General features: G+C 51.7%; 1 rRNA gene. It reads right to left on the reverse strand.

Annotated features, from left to right (window positions below):
- Positions 1-3: 3 nt before the first annotated feature.
- Positions 4-2,939: ribosomal RNA gene (locus tag BVI01S_RS21705) — 23S ribosomal RNA — on the reverse strand.
- Between the last annotated feature and the right edge of the window lie 91 nt (positions 2,940-3,030).

Here is a 3,030-nt window from a genome sequence, read left to right on the forward strand (position 1 = left end):
TTTGTGGTTAAGTCCTCGATCGATTAGTATCAGTCAACTCCACATGTCGCCATGCTTCCATCTCTGACCTATCTACCTAGTCATCTTCTAGGGATCTTACTCACTTACGTGATGGGAAATCTCATCTCGAGGGGGGCTTCATGCTTAGATGCTTTCAGCACTTATCCCTTCCGCACATAGCTACCCAGCGATGCCTTTGGCAAGACAACTGGTACACCAGCGGTGCGTCCATCCCGGTCCTCTCGTACTAAGGACAGCTCCTCTCAAATTTCCTGCGCCCACGACGGATAGGGACCGAACTGTCTCACGACGTTCTGAACCCAGCTCGCGTACCGCTTTAATGGGCGAACAGCCCAACCCTTGGGACCGACTACAGCCCCAGGATGCGATGAGCCGACATCGAGGTGCCAAACCTCCCCGTCGATGTGGACTCTTGGGGGAGATAAGCCTGTTATCCCCGGGGTAGCTTTTATCCGTTGAGCGATGGCCCTTCCATGCGGAACCACCGGATCACTAAGCCCGACTTTCGTCCCTGCTCGACTTGTAGGTCTCGCAGTCAAGCTCCCTTGTGCCTTTACACTCTGCGAATGATTTCCAACCATTCTGAGGGAACCTTTGGGCGCCTCCGTTACTCTTTAGGAGGCGACCGCCCCAGTCAAACTGCCCACCTGACACTGTCTCCCACCCCGATAAGGGGCGCGGGTTAGAATTTCAATACAGCCAGGGTAGTATCCCACCGATGCCTCCACCGAAGCTGGCGCTCCGGTTTCCAAGGCTCCTACCTATCCTGTACAAGCTGTACCAAAATTCAATATCAGGCTACAGTAAAGCTCCACGGGGTCTTTCCGTCCTGTCGCGGGTAACCTGCATCTTCACAGGTACTATAATTTCACCGAGTCTCTCGTTGAGACAGTGCCCAGATCGTTACGCCTTTCGTGCGGGTCGGAACTTACCCGACAAGGAATTTCGCTACCTTAGGACCGTTATAGTTACGGCCGCCGTTTACTGGGGCTTCGATTCGCACCTTCGCTTGCGCTAAGCACTCCTCTTAACCTTCCAGCACCGGGCAGGCGTCAGCCCCTATACTTCGCCTTACGGCTTCGCAGAGACCTGTGTTTTTGCTAAACAGTCGCCTGGGCCTATTCACTGCGGCTCTCTCGGGCTTGCACCCTACCAGAGCACCCCTTCTCCCGAAGTTACGGGGTCATTTTGCCGAGTTCCTTAACGAGAGTTCTCTCGCTCACCTTAGGATTCTCTCCTCGCCTACCTGTGTCGGTTTGCGGTACGGGCACCTTTTTCCTCGCTAGAGGCTTTTCTTGGCAGTGTGGAATCAGGAACTTCGCTACTATAATTCGCTCGCTATCACAGCTCAGCCTTCACGATGATGGGATTTGCCTCATCATCAGCCTAACTGCTTAGACGCACATATCCAGCAGTGCGCTTACCCTATCCTCCTGCGTCCCCCCATTGCTCAAACGGAAAAGAGGTGGTACAGGAATATCAACCTGTTGTCCATCGTCTACGCCTATCGGCCTCGACTTAGGTCCCGACTAACCCTGAGCGGACGAGCCTTCCTCAGGAAACCTTAGGCATTCGGTGGATGGGATTCTCACCCATCTTTCGCTACTCATACCGGCATTCTCACTTCTAAGCACTCCACCAGTCCTTACGGTCTAGCTTCGCAGTCCTTAGAACGCTCTCCTACCACTGACACCTAGAGGTGTCAATCCACAGCTTCGGTGATACGTTTAGCCCCGGTACATTTTCGGCGCAGAGTCACTCGACCAGTGAGCTATTACGCACTCTTTAAATGGTGGCTGCTTCTAAGCCAACATCCTGGTTGTCTAAGCAACTCCACATCCTTTTCCACTTAACGTATACTTTGGGACCTTAGCTGGTGGTCTGGGCTGTTTCCCTTTCGACTACGGATCTTATCACTCGCAGTCTGACTCCCATGGATAAGTCTTTGGCATTCGGAGTTTGTCTGAATTCGGTAACCCGATGAGGGCCCCTAGTCCAAACAGTGCTCTACCTCCAAGACTCTTACACATGAGGCTAGCCCTAAAGCTATTTCGGAGAGAACCAGCTATCTCCAAGTTCGATTGGAATTTCTCCGCTACCCACACCTCATCCCCGCACTTTTCAACGTGCGTGGGTTCGGACCTCCATTCAGTGTTACCTGAACTTCATCCTGGACATGGGTAGATCACCTGGTTTCGGGTCTACGACCACATACTCAAATCGCCCTATTCAGACTCGCTTTCGCTGCGGCTCCGTCTTATCAACTTAACCTTGCATGGGATCGTAACTCGCCGGTTCATTCTACAAAAGGCACGCCATCACCCGTTAACGGGCTCTGACTACTTGTAGGCACACGGTTTCAGGTTCTATTTCACTCCCCTTCCGGGGTGCTTTTCACCTTTCCCTCACGGTACTGGTTCACTATCGGTCACTAGGGAGTATTTAGCCTTGGGAGATGGTCCTCCCAGCTTCCGACGGGATTTCACGTGTCCCGCCGTACTCAGGATCCACTCAAGAGGGAATGAAGTTTCAACTACAGGGTTGTTACCTTCTTTGACGAGCCTTTCCAGACTTCTTCGTCTACTCCATTCCTTTGTAACTCCGTATAGAGTGTCCTACAACCCCAAGAGGCAAGCCTCTTGGTTTGGGCTATATCCCGTTTCGCTCGCCGCTACTCAGGGAATCGCAATTGCTTTCTCTTCCTCCAGGTACTTAGATGTTTCAGTTCCCTGGGTCTGCCTTCCATACTCTATGTATTCAAGTAAGGATATTGTTCCATTACGAACAATGGGTTCCCCCATTCGGAAATCTCTGGATCAAAGCTCACTTACAGCTCCCCAAAGCATATCGGTGTTAGTCCCGTCCTTCGTCGGCTCCTAGTGCCAAGGCATCCACCGTGCGCCCTTCATAACTTAACCGAATTGGTTGTTACATCAGGTTTAAAACCTAAAATGGCGATACTCGGTAATTTCTTGACTATCAATTTATCTTTATCTAGTTTTCAAAGAA

The sequence above is a fragment of the Rossellomorea vietnamensis NBRC 101237 genome (genome assembly GCF_001591825.1).
In the GTDB taxonomy this organism is placed as follows: Bacteria; Bacillota; Bacilli; order Bacillales; family Bacillaceae_B; genus Rossellomorea; species Rossellomorea vietnamensis.